16 protein-coding genes and 2 pseudogenes are annotated in these 19,989 nt (G+C 71.3%); 9 read left to right on the top strand and 9 right to left on the bottom strand.

Annotated elements, in window-relative coordinates; all coding sequences use genetic code 11:
- Positions 1-129 precede the first annotated feature (129 nt).
- Positions 130-1,002 carry an MFS transporter gene (locus N6H00_RS01590; RefSeq protein ID WP_329618645.1) on the top strand — a complete coding sequence of 291 codons (873 nt, stop codon included), beginning with the start codon at positions 130-132 and terminating at the stop codon, positions 1,000-1,002.
- A 129-nt stretch (positions 1,003-1,131) separates the two neighbouring features.
- Here the strand turns inward: N6H00_RS01590 and N6H00_RS01585 are convergent, their stop codons facing one another.
- The 3 genes from N6H00_RS01585 to N6H00_RS01575 form a co-directional block, all read right to left on the bottom strand.
- On the bottom strand, positions 1,132-2,055 hold the full coding sequence (locus N6H00_RS01585) for an NmrA family NAD(P)-binding protein (protein WP_268969680.1): 924 nt from the start codon (positions 2,053-2,055) through the stop codon (positions 1,132-1,134).
- 119 nt (positions 2,056-2,174) lie between these two features.
- The gene (locus N6H00_RS01580; protein WP_329618493.1) at positions 2,175-3,467 is read right to left on the bottom strand and encodes a PP2C family protein-serine/threonine phosphatase; all 1,293 of its coding nucleotides are present in this window, start codon (positions 3,465-3,467) and stop codon (positions 2,175-2,177) included.
- Positions 3,457-4,191 carry a hypothetical protein gene (locus tag N6H00_RS01575; protein ID WP_268969679.1) on the bottom strand — a complete coding sequence of 245 codons (735 nt, stop codon included), beginning with the start codon at positions 4,189-4,191 and terminating at the stop codon, positions 3,457-3,459. Before N6H00_RS01575 ends, N6H00_RS01580 begins: the two co-directional genes overlap by 11 nt.
- Before the next feature lie 51 nt (positions 4,192-4,242).
- Between N6H00_RS01575 and N6H00_RS01570 the strand changes: the two are divergent.
- Positions 4,243-4,888, top strand: a pseudogene (locus N6H00_RS01570) (inorganic phosphate transporter); the annotation flags it as partial.
- 203 nt (positions 4,889-5,091) lie between these two features.
- On the opposite strand, the gene N6H00_RS01565 reads toward N6H00_RS01570, so the two are convergent.
- A complete protein-coding gene (locus tag N6H00_RS01565; protein WP_268969678.1) occupies positions 5,092-7,413 on the bottom strand; it encodes a glycoside hydrolase family 3 N-terminal domain-containing protein in 2,322 nt (773 codons plus the stop codon).
- 207 nt (positions 7,414-7,620) lie between these two features.
- Between N6H00_RS01565 and N6H00_RS01560 the strand changes: the two genes are divergently transcribed.
- From N6H00_RS01560 to N6H00_RS01540, 5 genes are all read left to right on the top strand, one after another.
- On the top strand, positions 7,621-8,388 hold the full coding sequence (locus tag N6H00_RS01560; RefSeq protein WP_268976823.1) for a class I SAM-dependent methyltransferase: 768 nt from the start codon (positions 7,621-7,623) through the stop codon (positions 8,386-8,388).
- 30 nt (positions 8,389-8,418) lie between these two features.
- Positions 8,419-9,534 (top strand): AI-2E family transporter, encoded by a 1,116-nt coding sequence (locus N6H00_RS01555; protein WP_268969677.1) that lies wholly within the window; start codon positions 8,419-8,421, stop codon positions 9,532-9,534.
- Positions 9,535-9,779: 245 nt separating this feature from the next.
- The gene (locus N6H00_RS01550; protein ID WP_268969676.1) at positions 9,780-12,047 is read left to right on the top strand and encodes an MMPL family transporter; all 2,268 of its coding nucleotides are present in this window, start codon (positions 9,780-9,782) and stop codon (positions 12,045-12,047) included.
- Positions 12,044-13,387, top strand: coding sequence for a sensor histidine kinase (locus tag N6H00_RS01545; protein ID WP_268969675.1), 1,344 nt, complete (start codon positions 12,044-12,046; stop codon positions 13,385-13,387). The genes N6H00_RS01550 and N6H00_RS01545 overlap by 4 nt, the downstream gene beginning before the upstream one ends.
- A complete protein-coding gene (locus N6H00_RS01540) occupies positions 13,384-14,076 on the top strand; it encodes a response regulator transcription factor (RefSeq protein ID WP_268969674.1) in 693 nt (230 codons plus the stop codon). The genes N6H00_RS01545 and N6H00_RS01540 overlap by 4 nt, the downstream gene beginning before the upstream one ends.
- A 77-nt stretch (positions 14,077-14,153) precedes the next feature.
- Here the strand turns inward: N6H00_RS01540 and N6H00_RS01535 are convergent, their stop codons facing one another.
- Together N6H00_RS01535 and N6H00_RS01530 are read right to left on the bottom strand one after the other, a co-directional pair.
- The gene (locus N6H00_RS01535; RefSeq protein ID WP_268969673.1) at positions 14,154-15,395 is read right to left on the bottom strand and encodes an FAD-dependent monooxygenase; all 1,242 of its coding nucleotides are present in this window, start codon (positions 15,393-15,395) and stop codon (positions 14,154-14,156) included.
- The gene (locus N6H00_RS01530) at positions 15,392-16,786 is read right to left on the bottom strand and encodes an MFS transporter (protein ID WP_268969671.1); all 1,395 of its coding nucleotides are present in this window, start codon (positions 16,784-16,786) and stop codon (positions 15,392-15,394) included. The genes N6H00_RS01535 and N6H00_RS01530 overlap by 4 nt, the downstream gene beginning before the upstream one ends.
- Before the next feature lie 345 nt (positions 16,787-17,131).
- Here N6H00_RS01530 and N6H00_RS01525 point away from each other — a divergent pair, with 345 nt between their 5' ends.
- Entirely contained in the window at positions 17,132-17,584 is a 453-nt protein-coding gene (locus tag N6H00_RS01525) for a hypothetical protein (RefSeq protein WP_268969670.1), read from the top strand.
- Between the two features lie 188 nt (positions 17,585-17,772).
- The gene (locus N6H00_RS01520) at positions 17,773-17,952 is read left to right on the top strand and encodes a hypothetical protein (RefSeq protein ID WP_268969668.1); all 180 of its coding nucleotides are present in this window, start codon (positions 17,773-17,775) and stop codon (positions 17,950-17,952) included.
- A gap of 41 nt (positions 17,953-17,993) precedes the next feature.
- Here N6H00_RS01520 and N6H00_RS40405 read toward each other — a convergent pair.
- The 3 genes and pseudogenes from N6H00_RS40405 to N6H00_RS01510 all read right to left on the bottom strand — a co-directional run.
- Positions 17,994-18,110: pseudogene (locus N6H00_RS40405) on the bottom strand (hypothetical protein); the annotation flags it as partial.
- Positions 18,111-18,304: 194 nt separating this feature from the next.
- Entirely contained in the window at positions 18,305-19,063 is a 759-nt protein-coding gene (locus tag N6H00_RS01515) for an SDR family NAD(P)-dependent oxidoreductase (RefSeq protein ID WP_268969667.1), read from the bottom strand.
- 77 nt (positions 19,064-19,140) lie between these two features.
- Positions 19,141-19,896, bottom strand: coding sequence for an SDR family NAD(P)-dependent oxidoreductase (locus tag N6H00_RS01510; protein ID WP_268969666.1), 756 nt, complete (start codon positions 19,894-19,896; stop codon positions 19,141-19,143).
- Positions 19,897-19,989 lie beyond the last annotated feature (93 nt).

Raw genomic sequence — 19,989 nt, 5'->3', positions numbered from 1 at the left:
TGACCGCCGCCACCGCCTGCTCGCTCCCGCTGCCGCTGCTCGTCGGGCGGCTCGTCGACCGCATCGGGCCGCGACCGGTGGTGATCGCGGGTCAGTTGCTCCAGGCCGCCGGGTTCTTCCTGCTTCGCGCTGATCGCCGAGCAGGCGGACGGGGAGGCCAAGGACGAGGCGTTCGCCCGAGCGGGCATGATCCGGGCGGCCGGCGCCGGCGCTGGCACGGTGCTCGCGGGCGGGCTGCTCGCGCTCGCCTCGCAGCACGCGTACCGGGGGATGGTGCCGGCGGACGCGATCTCCTTCGTCGTCGCGGCGGCCGTCGGGCTGTTCGTACGCGGTGCGCAGCGGCCGGCCGACGGCTCCGACGGGGAATCCCCGGCCAGCATACGGCAGTTGCTGCGCAACCGGCCGTATCTGGCGCTCATCGGCGTCAACGTCCTGTTCAACATCTGTACCGTCTTCCTCGCCGTGGCGGTACCCGTGTACGTGACCCGAGGACTGCACGCGCCGGGCTGGGCGGTCGGCGCCTTCCTCACGATCACCACGGCGGTCGTGGCCACCTGTGCGGCGGAGGTCACCCGCCGCTCCCGGCGACGCACCGGCGGCGCGATGGCCTGGGGCGGCCGGCTGTGGGCGGCCTGGTGCGCGGCCGCCGCCATGGCGGTGCTGCTGCCACCGGGCCCGTTGCCGGTCGGCTACCTGGCACCGGCGATGCTGCTGTGGGCGGCGGCGGAGATGCTGCACGGGCCGGCCTCGAACGCGCTCTCCGCCCAGGCGGCGCCGGAGGGGGTACGAGGGACCTACCTGGCGGCGTTCCAGTACTCGTTCGCGGCGGCGGACATGGTGACGCCGGCCCTGTACGGCGTGAACCGGGCGCTGCCCTGGGTGGCCGTGGGCTGCCTGGCACTGACGGCGAGCGTGGCCATCCGGCCCCTGGAACGACGCCTGGTGGGCGGCGGAGCGTCCGGAGGGGCCGCCGGACCGCCGGGCAACTCCGCCACGTCCTGACGGGACTGACGCGGCGAGCGTGGCCGGCGCCGGACCACGCGCCCCATGGCCGCGATCCCGTGGTTCGGCGGGACCTGGGTCGGCGGGACCTGCTTCGGTCGGTCCGCTGAACCAGGTCCGGAACCCATGTCAGGCCGTGGGGCCCATGTGCTCCCGCGCCCATTCCTCGAAGCTGGTGAGCGGGATGCCGAGGTCCCTCGCGAATTCCGGGCGGGCCGGCTGGCCGACCGCGTTCAGCCACTTGTGCGAGGCGCCCATCGCGGGCATTCCGGCGGCGATGGCCTCCTCCTCGGTCATGTCCGGCGCGGACAATGGTGTGCCCAGGGCGTGGGAGAGGACGTCGGCGATCTCCGTCATCGGCAGGTAGTCGCCGGCCAGTTCCAGCTCGACCCCGTTGAACCGCTCCGGCGCGGCGATGGCCGCGGCGGCCGCCCTGCCGATGTCGCGCACGGCGATGAGGGACAGCCGGGTCTCGGGGCGCAGGATGCTCACCAGGCCACCCTCGATGCCGCGCGGGAACAGATAGGCCATGGACGGGAGGAAGTTCTCCATGAAGAAGGCCGGCTTGAGAAGTGTCCAGTGGGCGAAGCCGGCCGCGCGGACCCGGTCCTGGATCGCGCTCTTCGCGCCCAGGGTGGGTTCCATCCAGGCCCAGCGGCCTTCGGCCCAGCCGGGGGTTTCGGTGTGCTGGCCGGCGCCGCTGACGGACGTGTGCACGAACTGCGGCACTCCGGCGGCCTTCGCGCCCTCGACGAGGTTGACGCCCTGGGCCACCTCCCCGTCGAAGTCGACGCTGTCCGCGGTCATGGCGGGCATCTGCACGGAGAAGACGGCGCGGGCCCCCTCGGCGGCCCGGATCACGGATGCGCGGTCGTGGAGATCGCCGGTGACCAGGTCGGCGCCGAGTGCCTCGATGGCCCTGGCCCGGTCGGTGGCCGGGTCGCGCACCAGGGCGCGGACGGGAACGCCCGCCGCGAGCAGTGCGCGGGCAGTGGCCCCGCCCTGCCTGCCGGTGGCGCCGGTGACCAGGACGGGTGCGGAATCTGCGGACATGACGCTCCTTGAATGGCGGTAGTCGCTCACTAAACGGCGGGGCCCGCCGTTTACGTGTGCCACGATACGGCGGGGCCCGCCACTTAGCAAACCTGGGGATGACCACCGGCCTTGGAGGCTCAGGTGCGGGCCGGTGGGGCGGGACGCACGGCGAGCAGGGCGGCGTCATCGCTGGTGTCGGCGGCCAGCCCGGTGAGCAGTTCGTCGCAGAAGGTGTCCAGGGGCTCGCGGGACAGCGCGGCGGTGTGCTGGCGCAGCCGGGTGAGCCCCTGGTCGAGGGATTCGCTGCGGCGCTCGATCAGCCCATCGGTGTACAGCAGCACCGTGGAGTGGGCGGGCAGATCGTCGAAGGCGGTCGGGCGCCGGTGCGCGGGGTCCACGCCGATCATCAGTCCGGCGCCCGTCTCGAGGTAGTGGGTGTCGCCCTCGGCCGTGGTCAGCAGTGGTGGCAGATGCCCGGCGGATGCGTGGTGCAGACCCCACAGGCCGCCTTCCCCGGGGCGTTTGACCAGGCCGTAGACGCACGTGGCGGTCGCCTCCTGGTTCAGCGTATGGGTGGCGATGTCCAGGCGGCGCAGAACCTCACCGGGAGGCTCTTGGCGGTCCACGGCGATTCCGCGCAGCATGTTGCGCAAGGCGCTCATGGCGATGGCCGCTTGCAGGTCGTGGCCGGTGACATCGCCGATGACCAGGACGGTGTCGCCCTGCGGCAGGACGAAGACGTCGTACCAGTCACCGCCGACCTGCGCGATGCTCTGCGCCGGCGTGTAGCGGGTGGCGATCTGGAGGTCGCCGACATGCGGCAGATCGGGCAACAGGTCGCGCTGGAAGCGCTCGGCGATGCGCTGGGTCTGCTCGTGCAGCCGTGCGTTGTCCACCTGGAGCGCCAGGCTGCGGACCAGGTTCTCGATGAGCGGGAAATCGTCCTCGGTGAAGGGGTGGGCGGGGTCGGTGCGGGCCACGGTCATGGCGCCGAGCACCTCGCGCCGGGCCCGCAGCGGGGTGATGACGGCGCTCCGCGCGCCCAGTTGCTCGAACAGTTCCAGTTGCCGGGCGTGCAGCGGGTCGGCTGCCCGGCTCGACGGGGGGATGTCGGCGAGCAGCAGCGGGCCCGCCCCGTGCAGCACCCGCGGCAGCGGCCCGGTGGCGTTCTGCGGCACCGGCGGAAGCGGCCCTTCGTATCCACCGGGAGGCAACACGTGGGGGGTGCGGTGGGACACGACAGCCCGCTCCAGCCGGCCGCGTTCGTCCAGCAGGTCGACCACGCACCAGTCGCCCAGCCGCCCGGTCACCACCTGGCACGCTCGCCGCAGCCCCTCCAGCAGGTCCAGCGTGCTGGCCAGTGCCGTTCCGGCATCCGCCAGCAGAGTGAGACGGTCCAGCAGGGTCTTCTCGTCCTTGTCATCGCCCATGCCCTACGCTTCCCCGCCATCGGCCTCCGTGACGGCCGCCGGCCCGTTGTCCACTCTGCCGGGCGACCGGCCCGCACCGGGAATCGAGCGCCACCGTCGTGGTGACCCGGGTGAGGGCGGGTTTCCTCGGCGCCGAACCGAACCCGAAGCGCACGGGCGGTTCGACGGGCGCCGCCCCGCCGAGGTCGGTGTCCTCGAAGGCCGCCGACACCGTCCGGATCGGCAGCAGGTCCCGGGCGCCGTACCACTCGCGGTGGCCGGCGTCGGTGCTGCCGCGGGTGCGCACACCGGGCAGCAGCACGCGGGCGGGCCAGTCCATCAGCGCACTCCAGGCCGGACGCCCCGCGAGCCCGCCGGGAACGGCGCGCAGCACGCATCCCAGGAGCCGTCGTCGGCCGGTGGTGAAGCGCAGATCGAGCGGTCCGGCGGTGACGGTCCAGGTGTCGCCGACGACGTGCACGCCGACCGGGACGAGGCGCACCGTGTCGAACGTGTAGGTGTCGCGGATGAAGTCCGCCGTCTCCCGCGTGGGGGCCAGCAGCAGCCGCTCCCCATCGGCTCGTTCGAGCATCACATCGCTGAACGGTCCGAACGGTGACCGCTGCCAGTGTCCGAGCACGACGCGCGTCCCGGAGGAGGTGCCCATGCCGGCGATCCAGCCGTCGAACCGCAGCCGTGAGCGCCGTGTGGTTCCGCCGAGCATCCACCTCATCCGCTCGTCCATGGGTCCGCGCCGCACACACCTGACGTCTCGTGAGAAGTGCACCACGGTTTCGCCGGGCGGCCGGGGAGGCCCGCCGTGGCGTGCGTCGAGAAGGTGCTGATCCCGGCGGTGGCCTCGCCGGCCGTGGCCGGGCTCGCCGCGTTGCCGGCCACCTACCTCGCGTACCGGCTCACCGACCGCGCCCGTGAGAAGTCGGTGACCAAGGGCTTCCTGCTCGGCCAGATCGCCTCGGCCTCGCTCGTGTCCCTCGCACACGGCACGAACGACGCGCAGAAGACCATGGGCGTCATCACGCTGACCCTGATCTCGGCGGGTGCTCTCCGCCACGAGGCCGGTCCGCCGCTGTGGGTGATCGCCTGTGCGGGGCTCGCCATTGGCCTCGGCACCTACCTGGGCGGCTGGCGGATCACCGCACCATGGGCAAGGGCCTCACCGAGATCCAGTCGCCGCAGGGCTTCGCCGCATCCTCGGCGCGGGCCTGGGTCGACGGCTGGCGGAGGTGCGCTGGGGCGTCGCGGGCCGCATGGTGATCGCCTGGTTGGTCACGCTGCCCGCCGCCGCGCTGGTCGGCGGCGTCTCCGCGAGCGTGGTCACCGACGGCGGCAACGTCGGGACGGCGATCGTCGCCGTGGTCGGCGCGGCCCTCGCCATGGGCATCGTGGCCCTCTCGCGCCGGAACCCCGTGCACGCGCAGAACGATGCATCTCGACTGGACCGCACTCGGTCAGGTCACCGCGGTGAGTATCGGCGTCACCGTCGCCGTGGCCACCGTCTTCGCCCTCGGCGTCCTGGGCCTCGCGGCCGCCGGGGGCAGTGGGCGTCTCGGCCGGCACCGACCAGGTGCCGGCCGAGACGGGCCGCTGCGCCACGGCATTGGGCGGCCGCCGGGGGCGGCCGGGGTTACGCGATCGTCAGGCTCGTCCTGTTCGTGGCGAGCGAGCTGTTGCCCACGTAGATGTCGACATCCCCCTTCTCCAACACGAACGTTCCACCCGTGTCGTTCGTCCAGAAGCCGAAGTCCTCGGCCCGGAGGCGGAACCGGACGGTGGTGCTCTTCCCGGCCTCCAGGGAGACCCTGCGGAACCCGCGCAACCTGCGCACCGGCTGCACGATGCTCGCCACCGGGTCGTGCAGGTACAGCTGCACGACCTCATCGCCCGCCCGTTCGCCGGTGTTGCGCACGGACACCGCGACCTCGACCGTGTCGCCCTTGCGCAACGCGCCGGCCGAGATGCGTCGGGTGCTCGCCTTCGGCTCGCCCACGCTGAACGAGGTGTAACTCAGGCCGTGTCCGAACGCGAACTGCGGCCCGTGGGCGAGGTCCAGGTACTTCGAGGTGTATTTGTTGTCGGCGTCGTACGGGCGGCCGGTGTTCTCGTGGTTGTAGTAGATCGGGACCTGACCGACCGTGCGCGGGAACGTGACCGGCAGCTTGCCGCCCGGGTTGACCGCGCCGAACAGCACATCGGCGATGGCGTGGCCGGCCTCGATCCCCGGGTGCCACGCCTCCAGCACGGCGGGCGCGGAGTCCAGCCAGCCGCCCACGGTCAGGGGCCGCCCGTTGACCAGCACGACGACGAACGGCTTGCCGGTCCCCGCGATCGCCGAGATCAGCTCCTCCTGTGCCCCGGGAAGTGTGATGTCGCTGCGCGAGCTCGCCTCGCCGCTCCACGCCGGGGGCTCACCGACCACGACCACCGTGACGTCCGCCGCCTTGGCCGCCGCGACCGCGTCCTGCACCCCCGAGGTGTCCTTGCCCTCGGCATCCACCCCCTTCACGGCGGTGACCTTCGCCTTCGGGGCCGCCGCCCGTACCGCGTCGGCCACGGTGACGGCGGGGAACTTCTGGGCCCCGGGCCCGGACCAGGTGCCGTGCAGGTCGGTGGAGTCGGCGAACGGGCCGACGACCGCGACCGAGCCGACGGACGGGCTCAGCGGCAGTGCTTCCTGGTCGTTCTTCAGCAGCACCATGGAACGCGCGGCCGCCTTCCGGGCCGCGCTCCGCGCTGCCTTCGACGGCTCGGTGATCGCGCTGTCCTCATCGACGTACGGGTGGTCGAAGAGCCCCAGCTCGAACTTCAGACGCAGGATGCGGGCCACCGCGTCGTCCAGGCGGCCGACCGTGATCCGCCCGCTCTTGAGGAGCTTTCGGCCATGGTCGACGAGGTGGGTGCTGACCATCTCCATGTCCACCCCGGCGCCCAGCGCCAGCCGCCCGGCGTCGGCTCCGTCGGCGGCGAAGCCATGGGCGATCAGCTCCTGGATGCCGGTGTAGTCGCTGACGACGAACCCGTCGAACCCCCACTCCTTCTTGAGGATGTCGGTCAGCGTGTGCTGGTTGCCGTGTGCCGGGACCCCGCTGATGGTGTTGAAGGACGCCATGACGGTCGCCACACCGGCGTCCAGGGCGGCCTTGAACGGCGGGAGGTAGACGTTGCGGAGCTTCGCCTCGGACACGTCCACGGTGTTGTAGTCCCGGCCGCCCTCGGCGCCCCCGTACGCCACGAAGTGCTTGGCGCACGCCGCGACCCGGTCCTTCGCGGCGAGCTCACCGGCCTCGCGGTCCCCCTGGTAGCCGCGTGTCTTGGCCGCCGCGAAGGCCGCGGCGAGATACGTGTCCTCACCGCTGCCCTCCGCGATCCGGCCCCAGCGCGGCTCGTGGGTGACGTCCATCATCGGGGAGAACGTCCAGTGCACCCCGTTCGACCGGGCCTCCTTCGCCGACACTTCTCCGTCGCGTTCGGACACGGCGGGGTCGAAGCTCGACGCCTGGGCGAGCGGGATGGGGAACGTCGTCCAGAAGCCGTGGATGACGTCCAGGCCGAACAGCAGCGGGATGCCGAGGCGCGACTCCTCGACCGCGATGCGCTGGAGCGCGTTGGTGGACTTCGCCCCGTAGACGTTCAGCACCGACCCGAGCTTTCCCTTGCGGGCGGCCTCCTCGGCCTCCGCGGTCTGCCCACCGCCGGGACCGGTGTCGCCGGTCCAGGACAGCTGCTGGAGCTGTCCGAGCTTCTCGTCGACGGTCATCCGCCCCAGCAGCGCCCGGACCTTCGCATCGTACGGCCCGCCCTTCCGGCCTCCGCCGACGCCGTCGGCGGAGGCCGCCCCGCCCGTCCCTGCCGACCCTTCGTCCGCCCGCGCGGTCCCGCCGCCGGCGATGCCGACGGCGACGGTTCCACTGGCGGCGGTGAGGAGAGTGCGCCTGCGCAAACGACCCATGTCTTCATTCCTTTGAATCGGGTGGAGCGGATCGAGCGTGCCTTCTTCAACAATTGCAGTGAAGTTATGGACTAGCTGTGCACCCGTCAACACTCGTCACACGGTCGGCCGAAGTCGTTGTATGGCCCGTCCACGCACAATGGCCCGTCCACGCACAGAAACAAAAGAGGGTGGCCGACGAACGTGAGCAAGGACGAGGATGAGCGGATGACCGCCATCTCGCGTGCCCACTCGTTCAACGCGGCCGCCGCACAGTACGCCGCGTACCGCCCGTCGTACCCGCCCGCCGTCCTGGACGCCGTCCAGGAGTTCATCGGACGTCCCCTCGCGGGCGCCCGTGTCGCCGACATCGGCGCGGGCACCGGAATTGCCACCGTCCTGTTGCGCGAGCGCGGCGCCGATGTGATCGCCGTCGAACCGGGTGCGGGCATGGCCGCCCAGTTCCGCCGCACGCTCCCGGATGTCCCGGTCGTGCGGGGCGACGGCAATGCCCTGCCGCTGGCGGACGGCTCCTGTGACCTGGTCACGTACGCGCAGTCCTGGCACTGGACCGATACCGACCGGTCCGTTCCCGAGGCGTTGCGCGTCCTGCGCCCGGGTGGCGCGCTGGCGGTCTGGTGGAACACCACCGCCTTCGACGTGCCGTGGATCGCCGCCCAGCACCAGCGCATCGCAACGCACTGCGGGGTGAGGCCGACTGACCGGAGGCGACCCGACGACAACCGTGCCGCGCAGCTCGCGGGCCTCCCCGGTCTGCACTTCACACGCCGTCAGGTGCGATGGAGCCGCGCCGTGCCCCTCGACACCCACCTCGCCAACATCACCAGCCACTCGGCGTTTCTCGTGCTCGGCGAGGCCGGTACCCAGTCGTTCCTCACCGCGGAGCGCGATCGCCTCCGTGAGGTCTTCCCGGACGGGACGGTGGAGGAGACCTACCTGGTGGACCTCCTGGTGGCCGCCCGACAGCGGCGATAGCGAGGCGGGAAATGTGGTACCGGTGGTGCCATGCCCGCCATGTTGAGTTCAACGAAAACCCGTGCCGCGCTCCGCGCATCGGCGCGTACGTCCCTTGATGTGCTTCTCGTCCTTGTGATGGCCGCGGCGGCCCTGTGGCTTCTGGGCCAGATGTGGTCGGTCGTCTGGCCACTCGTCGTCGGCCTGCTCCTGACCACACTGACCTGGCCCCTGGCCCGTTTCCTGCGCGGCCACGGGTGGCCGCCCGCCCTGGCCGCGTCGACCGTGACCGTGCTGTTCCTCCTGGTCGCCGCGGGCGTCGTGGCGCTGATCGCGGTGCCGGTGGCCGCCCAGTCCGGGGAACTGACCGATGGTGTGACCGAAGGCATCCACCAGGTGCGCCAGTGGGCCGCCGGGCCGCCGCTGAACATCGGCGACGACCAGATCGACAAGGCCGCCGACGCCGCGGTCGCCCGTCTCCAGGACAGTGCCGGCACCGTGGTCACCGCTGCCGTCACGGGGTTGAGCACCGTGGTCGACGGTCTGGTCACCGCCGTTCTGGCGCTCTTCTTGATGTTCTTCTTCCTCAAGGACGGCCCGCGGTTCCTGCCGTGGCTCAGCCGTCAACTGCCCGGCCGGCTCGCCACCGACATCCCGGTCGTGGCCGCGCGCGGTTGGGACACGCTGAGCGCCTTCGTGCGGTCCCAGGCATTCGTCGGCCTGCTCGACGCCGTCTGCATCGGACTCGGCCTGTGGGCTCTGGGGGTACCCCTGGTCCTCCCGCTGGCGGTCCTGACCTTTGTCTCCGCCTTCGTGCCGATCGTGGGTGCCCTGTTCGCGGGTGCGGTCGCGGTGCTCATCGCGTTGGTGTTCAACGGTGTGACGGACGCTCTGATCGCACTGGCGATCATTGTCGTGGTGCAGCAACTCGAGGGCAACGTGTTCCAGCCGATGATCCAAAGCCGCGGGCTCGGCCTGCACGCGGCGGTGATCCTGCTGGCGGTGACGCTGGGTGGGAGCCTGGCCGGCATCGTGGGCAGTCTGCTCGCCGTACCGGTGGCGGCGCTGATCGGCGTGGTCTGGAACTATCTGCGCGAGCAGCTCAGTACCCCGGCGCACGAGCCGGAGACCGACGAGCAGCACACCGATGGCGCCGTCCCGGCGTAAGGCGGTGGGGATGCCCGTGCGGGAAACGGAGGCCGCGCCGCCGGTGTGAATCCTCGCTGTCAAAGCCCGCCCCGGCCCCGGTCCGTAGTGCGTAGGCACCAGGGCATAGGAGGGGCTGGTCCGGGTGCACCAGGGGAAGACGGCGGCGGGGGACGATGCCCGGCAGGGGCGCCGGAGGGAAGGGTTGGAGGCGCGTGAATCCCGCGCAACTTCCCATTCCTAGCGGTGTCTGGAGTGATCGACAGGTGGCGACCTTTCTTTACCGGATCGGACGGTGGGCCTTCCGGCGGCGCCGGCTCGTGGGTGGTCTGTGGCTGGGTGTCCTGGTGCTGGCCATCGCCGCGGCCGCCATGGCGCCGGAGGGGAAGGAAGAGGACCTCTCCATGCCCGGCACCGAGTCCCAGAAGGCGTTCGACCTGCTGGACGAGCGCTTCCCCGAAAGCAACTCCCAGGGTGCCGAGGCCCGTTTGGTGTTCCGGGCCCCGGCCGGGCAGCGGGTGACGGCCAGGGAGAACAAGGCGGCCGTCGAGGACACGCTCGGCTCGCTGGACGGGGGCGATCAGGTCGCGTCGGCCACCGACCCCTATGAGACCGGCGATGTCAGCGAGGACGGCACCATCGCCTACTCCACGATCACCTACACCGCGGACGCCGTCGACCTGACCGAGCCGACGAAGAACGCCCTGGAGGACGCCGCGAGCCGGGCCCGGGACGCCGGGCTGACCGTGGAGATCGGCGGCTCGGCCCTGGATGCGGACGAGGCACCGGGCGGTACGACGGAGATCATCGGCGTGGCGGTGGCGGCGGTGGTGCTGGTCCTCGCCCTCGGGTCGGTGGTGGCGGCCGGATTGTCGCTGCTGACCGCCTTCGTGGGCGTGGCCGTCGCCTTCGGCCTGGTCTCCGCGTTGGCCGTTCCGCTGGGCCTGACGTCCACCGTCGCCATCCTGGCGTTGATGCTGGGGCTGGCGGTCGGCATCGACTACGCACTCTTCATCACCTCCCGCTTCCGTGATGAGCGCGCCCGGGGCAGCGAGCCGGAGGAGGCCGCCGGCCGGGCGGTGGGCACGGCCGGTTCCGCCGTCGTCTTCGCCGGCGCGACCGTCTTCATCGCCCTGGTCGGGCTGGGGGTCGTCGGAATCCCCGAACTCACCAAGATGGGCATGGGCGGCGCGGGCGCCGTGGCCCTTGCCGTGCTCGTCGCACTGACCTTGGTTCCCGCGCTGTTCGGCTTCTTCGGTCGCCGGGTACTGTCCCGCGCCGTCCGCAAGGCGCCCTCGTATCGCCGCTCGGGAAGCGACCGCCCGCACCCGGCGCCCACCGCGGCCGGCCGGTCCGGGCTCGGCACCCGCTGGGCGCGGTTCGTGCTGCGCCGTCCGGCCGCCGTGCTGCTGACCGCCGGACTCGGTCTCGGCGCCGTCGCGCTACCGGCGCTGAGCCTCGAACTCGGGCTGCCCGGGGACGAGTCCAAGTCGGTGGAGACCACCCAGCGCCGTGCCTACGACCTGCTGTCAGAAGGCTTCGGCCCCGGCTTCAACGGCCCGTTGACCGTGGTCGTGGACACATCGGCGTCTTCGGGGTCCGGGGACACCCGGACCACCACGGACCTGGTCGCCACGACCGTACGGGGAGTGGACGGGGTCGCCTCGGTCGGTGATCCGGTGCTCAGCCGGACCAAGGACACCGCCGTCCTCACCGTCGTCCCGCGGACCGCGCCGAACAGCGGCGAGACCAAGGACCTGGTGCACGCGATCCGGGGCGCGGTCTCCGGCGTCGAGGCCGAAACGGGCGCCGGCATCCTGGTGACCGGCACCACCGCGATGAACATCGACATCTCCGAAGCCATGTCCGACGCCCTCATTCCCTATCTGACCGTGGTCATCGGGCTGGCGGTGCTCCTGCTGATGGTGGTCTTCCGCTCGGTCCTGGTCCCGGTCAAGGCCGCGCTCGGCTTCCTGCTGTCGGTGGGTGCCGCGTTCGGTGTCCTGGTCGCCGTCTTCCAGTGGGGCTGGGCGGCGGACCTGGTCGGCATCGAGCAGACCGGACCGGTCATGTCGCTGATGCCCATTCTCATCATCGGCATCGTGTTCGGCCTCGCCATGGATTACGAGGTCTTCCTCCTCACCCGGATGCGGGAGGCCTACGTCCATGGCGCGTCCCCCGGCGAGGCGATCGTGGGCGGTTTCCGGCACAGCGGACGGGTGGTGGCCGCGGCGGCGATCATCATGGTCAGCGTGTTCGCCGGATTCATCGGGATGAGCAGCCCCACCATCCAGACGATGGGCGTCGGCCTGGCCGCCGCCGTCGCCTTCGACGCCTTCGTGGTCCGGATGGCGATCGCACCCGCGGTCCTGGCACTGCTCGGCCACCGGGCCTGGTGGCTGCCCCGTATCCTGAACCGTGTGCTGCCGAATGTGGATATCGAGGGTGAGGCACTGAGCAGGCATGTCCCGGCCTCCGCGACCGCGCCGGACGCAGCGGTGCCGCGGCTCTCCGCCGGCCGGGACCTGCCATGACGAACACGGGCGGCGGTGGCCCGCGACCACGCGACACAGGGTGGCGGGAAGGAGCGATCACGGCGGCGGCGTTCGCGCTGTGTCTGCTCGGCGGGATGGTGCAGGACGACGGCAGCAGGCTGTCACCGCCGCCTGCCGCCGCCTACGTCATCGCCGTGGTGTCCTGTGCCGTGCTGCCGGTGCGGCACAGGGCGCCCCTGGCCGCCATGGCGGTCACGACCGTGAGCGGGGTGCTGGCGCCGTCCTTGGGCCTCCTGCTGAGCCCGCTCATCGTGGCCCCCGCCGTGATCACCGCCTACTCGCTCATCGTGCGCACCGAACGACACGCGGCGAGCGCGGTGTCGCTCACCTCCGCGGCGCTGCTGGTCGCCTTCGCCCCCTTGTTCGGGGCCCTCTCGTGGCAGGACGCGAGCAGGATGGCAGCGGTGGCGGCGTTCCCCCTGGTGGCCGGCGTACTCGGGCACTCGGCGCAGAACCGACGGGCCTACCTGGCGGCCGTGGAGGAACGGGCCCGGCGGGCCGAGGAGAGCCGGGACAGCGAGGCGCGCCGGAGGGTGGCCGAGGAACGGGTGCGCATCGCCCGGGAACTGCACGACCTGGTGGCCCATCAGATCACCCTGGCCAACGCGCAGGCCACGGTCGCCGCCCACCTCTTCGACACCCGCCCGGAGCAGACCCGCAAGAGCCTGAAGGAGCTCGTCGAGACCACCGGCAACGCGCTCGACGAACTGCGGGCCACGGTCGGTCTGCTGCGCCAGTCCGGGGACACGGCCGCGCCCGCCGAACCGGCGCCCGGCCTGTCCCGGCTTCCCACGCTCCTCGAGTCCTTCCGCCGCGCGGGCCTGGAGGTGTCGGTGCACCAGGAGGGCACGGCCAGGCCGCTGCCGCCGGGAGTGGACCTCACCGCCTACCGCATCATCCAGGAGGCCCTGACCAACGTGACCAAGCACGCCGGTACCGGTAGCGCCCGGGTGCGCCTCGCCTGGAGCCGCGATCGCGTGACCATCACCGTCGCCGACGACGGGGCCGGTGCCCGTACGGCGCCGACCCCGTCGACAGGACCGAGTACGGCCACGGGACCGAGTACGGCCACGGTGCCGGACCGTCCGTCAGGTTACGGTCTGATCGGGATGCGTGAACGCGCCACCGCGGTCGGGGGACACCTCTCCGCGGGCAGGCGCCCGGAGGGCGGCTTCCTCGTCTCCACCCAGCTGCCCCTCCCACCCGCCAAGGACACGACGCACGGGACTGACGGAGCGGCAACCACCGCGGGGCGGACGGCCGACGGGGCGACAGGCGACGGACGGACGGGCGATGGAGAGGCCGGGGGTGCGCCGTGACGCTCCGCGTACTGCTCGCCGACGATCAAGCCCTGCTGCGCGATGCCTTCCGGATACTTCTCGACACCGCCGACGACATCACCGTGGTCGGTGAGGCCGCCGACGGCATGGAGGCGGTGAGACTCACCCGGGAGCTGCGCCCGGACGTGGTGATCATGGACATCCGTATGCCGGAGGTGGACGGTCTCACCGCCACGTCGGAGATCTGCGCGGACCCGGAACTGCGTGCCAGCCGCATCCTGATCCTCACCACCTACGAGACCGACGAGTACGTCGCCCAGGCGCTGCGCGCGGGGGCCGGCGGCTTCATCGGCAAGGGCATCGGGGCCGAGGCCCTGCTGGACGCCGTGCGTACGATCGCCGACGGCGACACTCTTCTGTCCCCCGCCGCGACTCGTTCCTTGGTCGCCCGTTTCCTGGCCACACCGGAGGGTGCCCCGCCGCACCACCCCGAACAGCTCGCCGTGCTCACCCCGCGCGAACGCGAGATGGTGGCTCTGGTCGCGACCGGCCTGTCCAACCAGGAGATCGCCGAGCGGATGTTCCTCAGCCCCTTCACCGTCCGCGCCCACGTGCAGCGCGCCATGACGAAGCTGGGGGCCCGCGACCGGGCGCAACTCGTCGTCATCGCCTACCGGACGGGCCTGGCCCACGCCGCCCCCGACGGCGGCACCGACCGGCTGTCGTAGCCCGCTACCGAGGGCCGTCAACGGACGGCCCGTGCCGGCCGTGGAGGTCAGCGACGGGCTCCGGTCCGGCGCACCCATCAGCGCGGACCGCCTGTTCCCGGCGGCGGGGCGCATTCGGGCAGCGTAAGCGCTGAGTGGGCCGGTCGTGCCGCCGCGGCGGGCATGGTGACGAGGCCACGCAGCATGGTGTTGCGTTGCTCCAGTGCCCGCGCCGTGGTGGGGAAGAGCCTGGCCCCACCGTTGTCGACCAGGGCCTGATTCATGGCGACGAACCCGCGCACGTCGCGTTCGTAGGCGGCGAAGGCCGCGGTGTGGTCCCGGTTCGTGGCCAGGGCGTCGGCGAGCATGTAGGCACCGACCAGCGCAAGGCTCGAGCCTTGTCCGGTGAGGAACGAGGGTGCGTACGCGGCGTCGCCGACGAGCGCGACGCGGCCGCTGGACCAGTGGGGCATGCGGATCTGACCGGCTGTGTCGAAGAACAGGTCATCCGCGTCGCGCATGGCGCTGACCATGCCCGGCACCTCCCATCCCGCGTCTGCGAAGACCGTGGCGACCAGATCCCGCTGGGCGTCGGGGTTCCGGAGGGCGTCCAACGGCGGTTCCGGCTGGTGGAAGTTCAAGAAGGCGTGCAGCTCGTCGCTGTCCCCGACGGCGTAGAGGGCCGCGGCTTTCCCCGGGGTGTTCCACAACACCAGCTCGCGGGAGAGCCCGAAGGTGTTCGGCATGGTGAAGAGGGCGAAGCAGTAGCCGAGGTAGCGGTGGAACTGCTCTTCCGGGCCGAACAGGGACTCACGGGTGGCCGAGTGCATCCCGTCGGCGCCGACCACCAGGTCGAACGTGCGCCGTCGCCCACTGCGGAAGGTGACGTCGACGCCTTGTCCGGACTGGTCGAGAGTGTCGATGGCGTCGCCGAACAGGAATTCCACGTCGTCGCGGACTTTTCCGTACAGGGCCGTGGCCAGATCCCCACGACGCACCTCGAGGTCCTGTCCCTCGACACCGCCGGCGACGGCGCTCGGGCGGAGCGAGGTCAAGGTGCTGCCATCGGCGTTGAGGAAAGTGCAGCGACGCGAGTCGATGTGCGCGTCCCGCAGGTGCGGCAGTATCCCCATCCGCCGGACCACCTCTATCGCGGTACCGCGGATGTCGATCGGATAGCCACCGCCGCGCAGTGCGCCTGCCTTCTCCACCACGGTGACCGCGCATCCGGACCGGTGCAGCCAGTACGCCAGCGCGGGTCCGGAGATGCTGGCCCCGGAGATCAGGACGTTGCGCTTCGCGGGAGTACTCACGTCCATCGACAGACCGGTAGGCGTCATGCCTGAACTTCCTTCTTCGTGATACGGACAACGAGCAGTGACAGTGCGGCGACGAGGCCGGCGACGGCGAAACCGGTGACGAAGGCCGATTCGGCCGGCCGGCCCGTCCCCGGGAGGGCCCCGGCGTCGAGGATCGCGCCGGCGACCTGGGAGCCCCCGGCGACGCCGATCACGCGTGTCACCACGAGCAGGCTGGTGGCGATCCCGGTGTCCCTGGTCTCGACAGCGGTGGCGGTTCGGGTGAGCAACGCCGTGGTACCGACGCCCGCGCCGATAGCGGCCAGCGCCTTCGCGAGGACGAGCTGCCATGCCGCGGTGTGCAGTGACACCAGGGCGATCATCGTGGCCGCCGTGACGACGGCGCCCACGATGAGCACGGCACGCAGGCCGAAACGCCGCGCCGCGACCCCGCCGAGCGAATCGCTTACCGCCCCGGCGATGGCGCCGGGCAGCAGGAACAGTCCGATGTCGGTGGTGTCGAGTCCGAAGCCGTACCCGTCGGCCGATACCGCGAACAGCTGCGGGAGCAGAAAGGCCACCATCCCGAAGCTGGTGGTGATGACGAGGGTGAGCACGCAGGAATGCCACATCGCGGGCTTGGCCAGCATGCGTAGATCGACCATCGGCGAGGCTGCCCGGCGCTCGACCACGACCCATCCGGTCGCCAGGGCGGCCACCACCACCGCGATGGCACCGACGGCGAGTGGCGGCATGCCGTCGCCCGTCATCTTCACCAGCCCGAGCATGAAGGCGAGCAACGTGCCGCTCAGCAGAACCATGCCGGGCCAGTCGATGCCGGTCTCCGATCGGGTCGGCGGATCATGCGGCATCAGCCGAGTCACGACCAACGTCATCGCGATGATCACGATCGTCGGCAGCGCGAACATCCAATGCCAGGACAGTCCTTCGGCAATCGGCCCGGCAAACAGCGTTCCCACCATGCCGCCGCCGGTGAACAGCGCCATGACCACACCGATCGCCAGCTGTGATGCTCCTGCCGGGAGGTGGTCGCGCACCAGGATGAAGGAGAGGGGCAGCGCACCCACCATGACGCCCTGCAATATCTGACCGAGCAACAACACCGGCAGGTTCGGCGCCAGGCCGGCCAGCAGACCACCGGCCGAGACCACGGCCATCAGCCGGACCAGCACCGACTTCCCGCCGTAGCGGTCGCCGAGTTTGCCTGCGACGGGTGCGACGACCGCGCCGGTGACCAGCAACGTGTTGCCGACCAATGCCCCTTCGGCGGGGCTGACGTCCAGCTCACGTTGGAGCATCGGGAGCGCAGGCTCCACCACTGACTGAAGGGTGCCGAGGGCGAGTGCCAGGATGCCGAGGGCACCGATCGCCGGCCTCCCGATACGGACCGGGGAAACCGCGGTTTGAGACATGGACGTCCTTTTCATCGTTGGTCGCGAGCACGTGCGTGGACCCGCCACCTGCCGATCACTCCGGACATCGCTGGGCAAGGAACGCGCGGGATTCACGCGCCTCCCACACTTCCCTCCGAAGGCTCTGCCGGGCATCGTCTCCCGGCGCCGTCTTCCCCTGGTGCACCCGGACCAGCCACCCACATGTCCTGGTGTCCACGCACCACAGGCCGATGACGGCGTGGCGGCGAGCAGGGGGTCCGCCCGGCAGCCCGAACCGATCAGTGCGACACTGCGGGACGTGTGGGGACCGACCGCTGGGCCGGCGCCCCGGGGAAGTACCGTCGAGAACACGGAGAGCTCGTGATGAACCACAGCCTGGCCGCGCTGACGGCCGCCACCGCCTTCACCTGGCTGGGCACGGTCGTGGGCATCTCCCTACTGGAGACGCCGCTCAGGTTCCGCGCACTCCGCAACCACGTCGAAGAGGACGCCGAGGCCACTCGCCTGGGCCTCGGCATCGGCCGGCTGGTCTTCCGGGCGCTCAACACCACCGAGGCGGTCCTCGCCGTCGTGACCGTGGTGGCGGTCCTGGCCGCGGGCCCCACGGTGGCCGTCGCCGTGCTCACCGGCATCGTCGCGGTGCTGCTGATCGTGCAACTGGCGGCGGTCCGACCGTTCCTCCAGCGGCGCAGCAGCCGGGTGCTGGCCGGGGAGCACCCTCCCCGCTCGGGTGCCCACCACGTCTACGTCGCCCTGGAAATGCTGAAGGTGCCGGCCCTGATCGCCCTCGGCGCCACGGCCCTGGCTGCCCTGTAGCAGTACTCACCACGACCAGGCCGGCTACTGCGATAGCCCGAAGAACTCGTCGACCGGCTCGGCGGTGTTCACGTCCTGGTGGGTCCTGCCGAGCACGGCGGAGTGCCTTACCGGGGCCGGGGATGGTGTGCCCGCCGCCGTGCACCGTGTACAGCGTCACCGGCAGCCGCCCCTGCTGCCGGTAGTCGGTGCGTTCGACCGACGTTCCGCCGGCCGAGCCCGCCCGCTTTCGCAGCGTCCTGCTGACCGGCTCACCGGTGATGCCGTTGCGCGCCGCGAAGGAGGCCGCGGTCTGCGGCATCGACAGGTTCCGCCCGCCGACCTTGAACAGCGTCCGTACCCACCAGCTCATCCTGCCGCCCGCGTAGCCGACGATCGGGTCCTTCGTCCCGTGGACCAGCAGCACCGGCATCGGCGCGGGCGGCGCGTCGGCCACCAGGAAGTCCTCCGGCGCCGGCATGGTCGCCGCCGGCACCGCGGCCCCCGCGAGCAGCTCCGGCGCCTCGTGGGACAGGCGCAGCACCATCTGCCCGCCGTTGGAGTAGCCAACCGTGAACACCCGCCCCGAATCGACCCGGTGACTGCCCGTCAGCTTCTCGGGCGCCGCCGCCCGCAATGGGCAACGCATCGTGGAGGTGGGCCGTCGGCTCGTGGACGAGGGCACGCCCATCCAGCTCAACGACCCGCGCACCATGACCGCCGGTGTGCTGGCCTCCGGGGTCAGTGGGCGGTGAGGCCGCCGTCGACCACCAGTTCGGCACCGGTGACGTATGAGGACTCGTCACTGGCGAGGAAGAGGATCGCGGAGGCGATCTCGTCGGGGCGGCCCGCGCGGCGCATCGGGGTGCGTACGATGTCCGGCTGCTGATCGCCCTGCTCGTCCAGGATGTCCTGGATCATCGGCGTGGCGATGACACCGGGATGGATGGAGTTGATCCGCACCCCCTGGAGGGCGTATTCGACGGCGGCCGTCTTGCTCAGCAGCCGCACGGCGCCCTTGGCCGCCTGGTATGCCGCGGCTGCCCCGCTTCCCACGAGGCCCAGGACGGACGAGGTGTTGATCACTGAGGCGTTGCCGGTGGCCCGCAGCAGGGGCATGGCCGCCTTCATCCCGAGCCAGGTGCCCTTCTGGTCGATGTCGATGACGCGGTCCCACGCGTCTTCCTCGGTGTCCTCGATGCCTGGCCAGTCCAGGATGCCCGCGAGGTTGACGAGGACGTCCAGGGTGCCGAATCGCTCCTGTACGGAAGTGATCACCTCGTGCCACTGCGGGGCGGAGGAGACGTCCAGACAGGCGGTGACCACCTCCGCGCCGATCGCCTCGATCTTCCGTGCCAGTGCCTGGAGGGGCTCCTCGGCGACATCGGTGATGATCAGCCGTGCGCCTTCGCGGGCGAACAGTTCGGCGGTCGCCGCGCCGATTCCTCCGGTGGCGCCGGTGATCAGCGTGACCTTGTGGTCGAGTCGTCGTGCAGTCATAACGCTGTCGTTCTCTCTCGATCGTGGTGGGCAGGGGCGGACCGCGCCCTGTTCCGGTGGGCCGGCGGTGTGCCGGGTCATGCGGCGGTGAAGCCGCCGTCGGCGGCTACGACGGCGCCGGTCATGAAGCTGGAGCGGGCCGAGGCGAGGAAGCCGATGATCTCGGCGATTTCCTCCGGCTGCGCGACGCGGCCCAGCGGATGCGCCCCGGCGAAGGAGCGCAGATAGGCGCGGCTGTCGTCGCGGATGGTGTCGAGCATGTCGGTTTCGATCACGCCCGGCGCCACGATGTTGGCCCTGATGTTGTGGGGTCCGCCCTCCAGTGCGATGACCTTGGTCAGCTGTGCCAGAGCTCCCTTGGACGCCGTGTACGCCGACCCCTCGGGCAGGGCGACGGTGCAGGTGTAGGAGCCGACGTTGACGATCGCCCCGCCCCGGCCGTGCTCGCGCATGGCCCGGAACGCCTCCCGGGCATGGAGGAACGCGCCACGGGCGTTGACGGCCATCAGGGTGTCCCAGTCCGCCGCCGAGGTCTCGGTGAGCGGTTTGTTCAGGGTCCGCCCGGCGTTGTTGACCAGGATGTCCAAGCCGCCGAAACGCTCCTGTGCCAGCTCCACGGCGCGCAGGGCCGTCTCCTCCCGGGAGACATCGCCGACCAAGGTGGCCACACCGTCGAACCGGGCACTCAGATCCCGCACCTCGGGCCGGATGTCCTCGGCCAGTACCCGTACGCCCCGGGCGTGCAGCCACGCCACGGTGGCCCTGCCCACGCCACGTGCGGCACCGGTGACCACCGCCACCGAGCCGCGCAACGCCTCGTCATCCATCGTCATCGTCGTCTTCCTCGCTGCTGAGCCGTGCGGGCGTTCGCGGGCGCACTGGTGCGGCACACCGCGCTCACCCCTCGGCGTCGTTCCGTCGCCACC

The sequence above is a fragment of the Streptomyces sp. S465 genome (genome assembly GCF_026898115.1).
Taxonomy (GTDB): Bacteria; Actinomycetota; Actinomycetes; order Streptomycetales; family Streptomycetaceae; genus Streptomyces; species Streptomyces luomodiensis.
The sequence above is the reverse complement of the archived record's forward strand: the minus strand, read 5'-3'. Positions and strand labels throughout refer to the sequence as shown.